The sequence below is a fragment of the Micromonospora foliorum genome (genome assembly GCF_022229015.1).
In the GTDB taxonomy this organism is placed as follows: Bacteria; Actinomycetota; Actinomycetes; order Mycobacteriales; family Micromonosporaceae; genus Micromonospora; species Micromonospora foliorum.
In genome coordinates this window covers 1-8,108 of record NZ_JAKKFF010000408.1, presented here as the reverse complement: position 1 = coordinate 8,108, position 8,108 = coordinate 1, and the positions used below count along the sequence as shown (strand labels likewise).

Here is an 8,108-nt window from a genome sequence, read left to right as displayed (position 1 = left end):
GGCCGAGCAGGTCCGCGGCGCGCGCGCCGCCATCGCCTTCGGCGGTGCCGAAGCCGTACCGGGCGAGCCGGCCCGGTGCCCTGGTCGGCCGGCTCATCAGTGCCCGAGCAGCGGCAGGCCGCGCCGCGTCGTGCTGTCGTCCAACTCGCCGAGGGCCAGCGCGGCGAACCGGGCGGCGAACGGTTGCCAGACCTCCTCGACGTCGGGCAGCACCGAGGCGCAGGCCGCGACCACCAGCTCCGGGTCGTAGCCCAGCTCGGCGAGTTGGGTCGAGTCGGTGGCCCAGTCGGCGATCATCGCGGCGTCGCACTCGATGTGGAACTGCAACCCCCACGCCCGGTCACCGAGGCGGAACGCCTGATGCGGGTAGCGGGTGGACGCGGCCAGCAGTGTCGCGCCCCGGGGCAGCTCGGTGATCTCGTCGGCGTGCCACTGGAGCACGTCCGGGATCAACGGCACGTACCGGAACAACGGGTCGTTCTCGGCGGCGTCACGCCGGCCGACCACGCCGGGGCCGATCTCCGGCCCGGACGGGCTGCGCTCCACCAACCCGGCGTGCGCGGTGGCGAGCAGCTGCGCGCCCAGGCAGACCGCCAGGGTCGGCACCCGGTACCGGACCGCCTTGCGCAGCAGGCCCTCGACGGCGGGAAACCAGGGCGCGCCGGGCGAGCCGTCCGGCAACGGGTACGCCTGTTGGTCGCCGCCTAGCACCACCAGCGCCGCGTACCCCTCCAGGTCGGCGGGGAGTTCGTCGCCGGCGTGCGGGCGAACCACCCACAACTCCAGCCCAGCCTCGGTCAGCCACTCACCCAGCCGGCGCGCGTCGTCCGTCGGGTCGTTCTCGATCACCAGCGCGGTTGCCACCCGTCGAGGCTAGCCGGTACGCCGCACGGCACCACGCCCCGGCACGGGCGCGCGGCTCCCGCCGCCCGTAGGCAGGCCCGGGCCACGGCGGGGTGGTTAGGCTCTGCGGTTGTGATCAGCGAGGACACCGCCGCCGTACGCCCGCCCGTGCTGCGCCCGGGTGACACGGTGCTGCTGGTGTCGCCGTCCGGGCCGACCTCGCCGGAGCGGGTGGCCCGGGGCATGGAGCTGCTCACCGGCTGGGGCCTGCGCCCGGTGCCGGCACCGAACGCGTACGCCCGCCACGGCTACCTCGCCGGCACCGACGACAGGCGCGCCGCCGACCTGAACGCGGCCTTCGCCGACCCTGACGTACGCGGGGTGATCTGCACGCGGGGCGGCTACGGCGCCCAACGGATCGTGGACGCCATCGACATGGCCGCCGTCCGCCGCGATCCGAAGGTGGTCGCCGGCTTCTCGGACATCACCGCGTTGCAGTTCGCACTGTGGCGGGGCGCCCGCCTCGCCGGGGTGCACGGCCCCGGGGCGGCCTGGCGCGACGACCGGACGCCGCTGCGCTCCGCCGAATCCCTGCACGCGGCGCTGATGACAACCGAACCGGTGTCGATCACCGCGGTCCCCACCGAGGAGACCTTCGGCGTCCGCGTGCCCGGTCGCGCCACCGGCACCCTGCTCGGCGGCAACCTTTGCATGATCACCGCGTCAATCGGCACCCCGGACCTGCCCGACCTGACCGGCGCGGTGCTGTTGATCGAGGACGTGCAGGAACCCCCGTACAAGGTCGACCGGATGCTCACCCACCTGCGCCGGGCCGGCGCGCTGGACGGGCTGGCCGGGGTGGCGGTCGGGCAGTTCACCGACTGCGGCGACGGCTGGGACACCAGCATCGTCGACGTCCTCACCGAACGCCTCGGCGACCTGGGCGTACCGGTCCTCGGCGGCCTCCCCATCGGCCACGGCCCCGACCAGCTCACAGTCCCGGTAGGCACAACCGCCACCCTCGACACCGACACCGCCACCCTCACCGCAACCCCCGCAGTCCACTAACCCCGCTCCCGCTCCCCTCCCCCGGCCCTCCCGGCCTGAGCGCTGTTGATCATGAAGTTGTTGTCACTCGCGACGGCGTGTCGCGGCAATAACTTCATGATCACCGGCGGTGGGCGTCGCCGGGTCAGAGGGGGTGGGCCTAGGTGGGTGGGGTCAGGTGGGCTACCGCGCCGATTTCCAGGGCGGCCCAGATGCCGGTGGGGGTGCGGGTGATGCCGTGCGGTTCGGCGTTGGGGGTGGGTAGGGCGTAGCCCTCGATCCGTCCAGTGGGGTCGAGGTGACCGATCCGGTTGGCACCCCACTCGGTGAACCACGCGCCGCCGTCCGGGTCGGCCACGATCGCGTGCGGGCGGGCCGCCCGGTCCGGCAGCGGGAACTCGACGATCTCGCCATTCGGGTCGATCCGACCGAGCTGACCGGCGGCGATCTCCACGAACCAGATGGCGCCCTCGTCGCCCACGGTGATGCCGACCGGACCCGCGTTCGCGGTGGGTAACGGATGCAGCGTCACCCTGCCGTCGAGGTCGATGCGACCGATGGCATTGGCCTGGTTGAGGGTGAACCAAAGCGCCTGGTCCGCGCCAGCAGTGATCATCGAGGCGAATCCGCCGGTCACCGGCAGCGGAAACGCGGTGTGGGTGCCGTCGGTCCCCACTCGGCCGATGGTGTCGGAGGTCATCCCGGCGTACCAGAGCGCGCCATCAGGCCCAGCCGCGATGCCGCCCGGCCCGGTGCCGGCCGGCAGGGCGACGGTGCGCTGCTCGCCGTCGACGGTGATCCGACCGATCCGGTCGTCCCCCGAGCGGGTGAACCAGAGCGCCCCGTCCGGCCCGGCCGTGATGATCAATGGGCGACCGCCGGCCGGATCCAGCGGGTAGGTCCGGACCGCGCCGTCGGGCGACAACCGGGCGACGCCGCCGGCATGGGCCAGCGTCAGCCACAGCGCGCCGTCCGGGCCGGGCGTGATGCCGTACGGCCCGACGCCCGGCTCGACGAGTGGAATCTCCCGAATCTCGACGGTCATGCCGCGGTGTCCTTCCGTCGGTGGATCGTCCACCCTGACCGCTCGGCCTGCGACCACACAACCGATTTCGCCCACCGCCGGCCCTGATTGTCAGCTCGCTGACAGGGTCGCCACGGCTTCCGCCCAGACTGCCCGGTCACTGTGGGTGACGACAGCGCAGGATGACCGAACCTCTGGAGGACAGCATGTCCCGCACCATCCGTAGGAAGCACCTGCTGGCCGGCCTGGCCACCGCCGGCGTCCTCGGCGTCGGGATCGCGGCCCCGACGATCGCGTTCGCCGCCGACACTCCCACGCCGACACCCAGCGCCAGCACCGCCCCGGCTCCCGGCGCGGCTCCGGGCGCGAAGGCCGACCGGCAGGGCGAATTCGCCGAGGCGCTCGCCAAGGAGCTGGGCGTGCCCACCGACAAGGTGACCGCCGCACTGGAAAAGATCCGCGAGCAGCACCGCCCCACCGACCGACCGCAGCGCCCGTCCGCCGAGGACCGGCAGGCCGCGCTCAAGCAGCGCCTCGACCAGGCGGTCAAGGACGGCAAGCTCACCCAGGAGCAGGCCGACGCCATCACCAAGGCCGTCGAAGCGGGCGTCTTCCCCGGTGGTCACCGTGGCCCCGGCGGGCACGGCGGCCCCGCCGGCAAGTAACCCGGCTCAGCATCGGCGACGTGGCGGTGTCCCTGCTCTCGGACACCGCCACGTCGGCGATCAGGCCCCGGCCTGCCCCGGTGGCGACGTGAACACGCCGAGGCGGTTTCCGGCCGGGTCGAGCAGGTGGGCGAGCGTGAGCCCGCTCGGCGTCGTACGCGCGGCCACCAGCACCTTCCCGCCGGCCGCCTCGGCCCGTCGGCACATCTCCGACACGTCCGGGACCTCGGCGTAGAACACCGCGTAGTTCGGCGACGTCCCGTCGAGCGCCCGGATCGCCCCGCCGATCCCGGTGTCGCCGCCGGCGCCGGTCACCCGGTACGACCCGCCGCCCGCCGCGCCCTCCTCCTCGAAGGTCCAACCGAACAGCTCGCCGTAGAAGCGCTCCGCCTCCTCCGGCCGGTCAGCGCCGATCTCGAACCAGGTGATGGGCGTCGTTGACATCTGCTGCCTCCAGGGTTCCGCGTCGGCGATCCGCCGACGTCTGAAGCAGTCTCGGCACCCTCCGCGACACCGTCCTGTCGGTGTTTCCCGGCTAATCCGGCGAAGCCGACGGCTCATCCGCCAACAGCCGCAGCCGTTGCACCAGGTCGGGCCGACGGGCGCCGTACCTGAAGCTGAAGAGCTGAGCCTCCGCTGCCGAAATCGGCTCGCGATGCAGCTCAAGCTCGTACATGCGCACTACCAGCTCGCAGGTCGACTCGTCCAACCATTCGAGAGGCTTCCCCCTGCCGGCCGCCCCGCCCCGGGACCTGGCGAGCAGCCCGCCGACGAGTGCGACCCACCGGGTGTCGACCTGATCGTCCTGGCCCAGGAAGGCGAGCACGCACCTGACCGCCGGGGCGGCCTGACCCACCGTCAGGTCCAACTCATCCAGTTGCTGCAGAACATCGGCAACGAACGCAGGCGACAACTCGGTGTCGGAGGCCAGCCGGTCCAGCAGGAAGGCGGCCAAGGACTGGCCACCCGGCGTCGCCGCCAGTGGCTCGACGCCCGCGAGCAGGCGCCGGTACACCCGCTCCCGCTCAGCGCGCGGCGTGGGTTGCAGCGGCAGGAGAGCGGCATCGAGCACCAGCCGAGCCTCGGAGCGATCTCCATCTGGGAAACTGAGGAAGTAGTCGAAGGTGTCGAAGCGCCCCTCAGACGAGGAGAGTCTGATCGCTGGCTCCAGGGCGTGCAGCACCGTCTCGCCGCGCGGATCGCACTCGAAGTGCACGCTTCTGCGCCACAGGCCTAGATCGACATTCGGAAAATAGACATGCTCCCCGTCGGTAGAGACGGTGATGTCCCGACGGCCGAGGAAGTTCCAGCGGGGATCGGGCTCCAACGGCCCCTGATCGTCGCCAGGCCGCAGCGACAACTTGAGCTGAGCGCGGCCCTGCTGCCACATCCGCTGCGGATGGACCAGGGTCAGCAGACCGAGGTACGCGGCATCGTCCAGGTGGGCCCGCCACTGCAACGCCTGCCTCCGCCAACTCTGCACGGGCTCGGTACTTGAAGGGAACACATCGCCGCACGGCAGGTCCCGGACACACAGGGCGAGCAGCAGCAGATTCGCGGCGTAGACCGCGCAGCGCTCCGGCAGGTGCAACCGTCGGGGTCGGTACGACTCGTACCGACCCGACGGGCGCGGTTCCGACGTCACCCGGAACAGCCGCAGCAGCAGAGTCACAGCCTCGGCCTGCTGGTCCTCCGGCCACGCCATCAGCGCCTCGACCACGAAGGTGACCACCGGCGCACGGTTGGACAGCACGGCGAACGAAAGCAAGGCGTACAGGCGGTCATCGTCGACGGGCGCATCGTCGAGCAGGGTCGCGGCTTCACGCATCACGAGGTCACGCAGAACGAGGGTGACGGTACGGGCGATGAGAAACTCGCCGAAGGTCGCATGCAGGAACTCGTAGGTGTGCGACGGCCCATGCTCCCGCACCGCCGTGGAACGGTGCACGAAGAAGAACCGCCCCAGCACGATCTCGGCGGTGCTCAGCGACGCCCGCTCGTCCTGCCGGATCGTCGGGGCCCTCCGCCCGAGAAATGGCAGCGCCACCAGATCAGCCTCGAGATCGTCCTCGCTCACCCACTGCACACCCCGGTTGAACATGCTGAAGGCGACGACCGAGAGTCGGCGCAGTTCCTCCTCGGTGGCCCGGGCCAGATCCCGATCCGACAACCCTGAGGACTGCTTCAGAACCTCCCTGTGGGCGAACCGCTTCAGCAACCGCTCGTACAACTCACCGCGCCCCAACGCGCCAGTCGAGCCCAGGTCGTGTCCGTCCGCGTCGTAGAGAGCAAGCATCAGCAGGAGCAGCGGCTGCTCCGCGAGTTCGCGGTGCGCCTGAACCACGTCCGGGTCCAGCCGACCCGTGCCCGACGCCCGGAAGGCGTCCGCGTTGACCCGATTCCAGGTGGCGACCCAGGTCCGGATCCGGGTCGTGTCGAACGGCTCCAGCAGCACCGCCACCGCACCGGGCGGCGGCTGGGCGCGATCGGCGACGCTCGTCCGGGTGGTGACGAGTACAGCGACTGACCGGCCCTGATCCGCCTCGCGACGTTGGAACACCGCCACCCTGCGCAGGTAGTCGGTCTGGCTGGCGCCGGTCGCCTGCAGCAGTTCGTCGAACCCGTCGAGCAACACGACCGGCATGGCATCGTCGGCGGACCGAACCAGGTCGGGCCAGGTGAGCCGCTCACCGGTCGCCGTGCGTACCGCCTGTTCGATCTGGTCTTGCAGGTCGCCGGCCGCGTACACCTCCCGCAGCACAACGCGGATCACGAGAAAATCGGCGGCAGGTAGCTGGGCGGCGAGGATCCTGGTGAGCAGTGACTTGCCCGAACCTGGCTGGCCGAGCACGAGCAACGGCGCCGTCGTCGCACCGGGCGTGGTGAGGTGCACCACGAGTGACTGCCACAGGTCCTCGCGGAGCGGATGTTCCCGCCACCAGCTCTCGTCACTCGGGCGCGCGCCGGCACTCAACTCGGCGATCCGGCACAACGGCGGCACGTACGCCTCACCGAGCGTCGGCATCCGCAACCCCGCTGGCACGTCCCCCGAGGAGACAACCGGCTGTCGCAGATCGGAGGCGTAGGCAGCGGCGAGACCGGCCCGTCGATGGGTGGGAGCACGGCCGGTGGACATGGCGGCCAGGGTCCGCCGCATCTCCTCCAGCCCGACCGAGATCGCCCCGAGCTGCTCGCGGGTGGCCTCATGCTCCTGCAACCCGAGCCAGAAGTTGACCTCGAAGAAGTCCTCCGCCAGTCGGGTCAACAGGTCTCCGTGGCGTCGTACGGCAACGTCCGGAAGCTGGGACAACGCCACCGAGATCCTACTCCGCTGATGATGATTCGCCTGATCCCAGACGGCCAAACCTTCGACGAAGCGCAGGACGCGGGCAGCGAGACCGTCGTAGTACGTCGCGAGGGCCGCCCGCAGTGCCGGGTATGGCACGTGCGGCCCCGGCAGCGGCGCCGCCGTGCCGAAGAACGCGTCCACGATGGCATCGGCGACCGGTCCGGCGCTCGCGAGGGCCAACTGCTCCCGCTTGTCCATGGCCATTTGGGCCGCGTCGAAGGGTAGGTCGGCATCGTTCAGTGCCTCGAAGAAGGACGTCACGGCGATGACGGCGTGCGCCGCCTCCAGACGCTGCGTCCGGTCGTACCGCGACAACCCGGAGCGTTGGTCGGAGACGTTGCGTACCAGCTCGTGGCCGAGCCGAACGAACTCCGCCTTGGCGTCGAAGATGCTCAGGGCCCCCGGCATCCCGCCGACCGACGCACCCAGCAGCGACCAGCCCGTCAGCTTGTCGAACCAGGTGACGAATCGGCTGTTCTCCCCGCCGAGCAGACGGACGGCGTCGGCGTAGCTGAGCGTGTCGGGCACGCAGTCCTCCTCCGCGACGGCAGATCTGCCAGACTCCCGCAATCCTGCGCCGCGTGCTGTCGGGTATCAGACCAGGCTCAGCGGGCGGACCCGCTCGTGCGGGATGTCGAGATCCGTCAGGCGTAGCTCCCGGGCCACCACGTCGGGCAGCGCCCAGACGCTCCGGATCCGGTCGGTGCGGAAGCACCGCAGCTCGTCGCGCAGACGGCACCAGGCGACCAGGTACCAGTGTCGGGAGTTGCCGAGGTAGCCGAGTGGCTCGACGTCACGGGTCGAGTCGGCGCCGGTGCGGTCGGCGTACCGGATGCGCAGCACCCGCCGCGCGGCGACCGCGTCGGCGACGGTGGCCGGGACGGGCGCGGCCGGCCCGTCGCCGATCAGGTGTACCCGGCCGGCGAGACGGTGTGCTTCGGCGGCGTCGGCGGCCGGCAGCACCGCCACCAGTTTGCGCAGCGCGGTGGCGGCCGGCCCGGCGAACGGCGAGCCGGCGAGCCGGTGCAGCGCCACGGCCATCGCCACCGCCTCGGCGGGGGTCAGGTTGCCCGGCGGCCGGGTGTGGGCGGGGTCCAGGACGTAGCCTCCGGTGCGCCCCGGCTCGGCCCAGCGCCGTCTCACCGCCGCTCGCACCGCGCCCACGTCCCACTCCATCAGC

The 8,108-nt window shown here is 71.5% G+C and carries 7 protein-coding genes; 2 read left to right on the top strand and 5 right to left on the bottom strand.

Features of this window, described 5'->3' with window-relative positions; translation table 11 throughout:
* Positions 1-96: 96 nt before the first annotated feature.
* Positions 97-864: a type 1 glutamine amidotransferase gene (locus PSH25_RS25975; protein WP_091409579.1), complete on the bottom strand. Its 768-nt coding sequence runs from the start codon at positions 862-864 to the stop codon at positions 97-99.
* 111 nt (positions 865-975) lie between these two features.
* On the opposite strand from PSH25_RS25975, the gene PSH25_RS25970 reads away from it, so the two are divergent.
* Entirely contained in the window at positions 976-1,911 is a 936-nt protein-coding gene (locus PSH25_RS25970) for a S66 peptidase family protein (RefSeq protein WP_238661545.1), read from the top strand.
* A gap of 139 nt (positions 1,912-2,050) precedes the next feature.
* On the opposite strand, the gene PSH25_RS25965 is transcribed toward PSH25_RS25970, so the two are convergent.
* Positions 2,051-2,935: a Vgb family protein gene (locus tag PSH25_RS25965; protein ID WP_238661544.1), complete on the bottom strand. Its 885-nt coding sequence runs from the start codon at positions 2,933-2,935 to the stop codon at positions 2,051-2,053.
* Positions 2,936-3,120: 185 nt separating this feature from the next.
* Here PSH25_RS25965 and PSH25_RS25960 point away from each other — a divergent pair, with 185 nt between their 5' ends.
* Positions 3,121-3,579, top strand: coding sequence for a hypothetical protein (locus PSH25_RS25960; RefSeq protein WP_238661546.1), 459 nt, complete (start codon positions 3,121-3,123; stop codon positions 3,577-3,579).
* Positions 3,580-3,639: 60 nt separating this feature from the next.
* On the opposite strand, the gene PSH25_RS25955 is transcribed toward PSH25_RS25960, so the two are convergent.
* The 3 genes from PSH25_RS25955 to PSH25_RS25945 all read right to left on the bottom strand — a co-directional run.
* Positions 3,640-4,023: a VOC family protein gene (locus PSH25_RS25955; protein WP_238661543.1), complete on the bottom strand. Its 384-nt coding sequence runs from the start codon at positions 4,021-4,023 to the stop codon at positions 3,640-3,642.
* Between the two features lie 91 nt (positions 4,024-4,114).
* Entirely contained in the window at positions 4,115-7,456 is a 3,342-nt protein-coding gene (locus PSH25_RS25950; protein WP_238661542.1) for an NACHT domain-containing protein, read from the bottom strand.
* Between the two features lie 66 nt (positions 7,457-7,522).
* Positions 7,523-8,108 (bottom strand): helix-turn-helix transcriptional regulator (locus PSH25_RS25945; protein ID WP_238661541.1); only part of this gene is annotated, 586 nt, incomplete at its 5' end.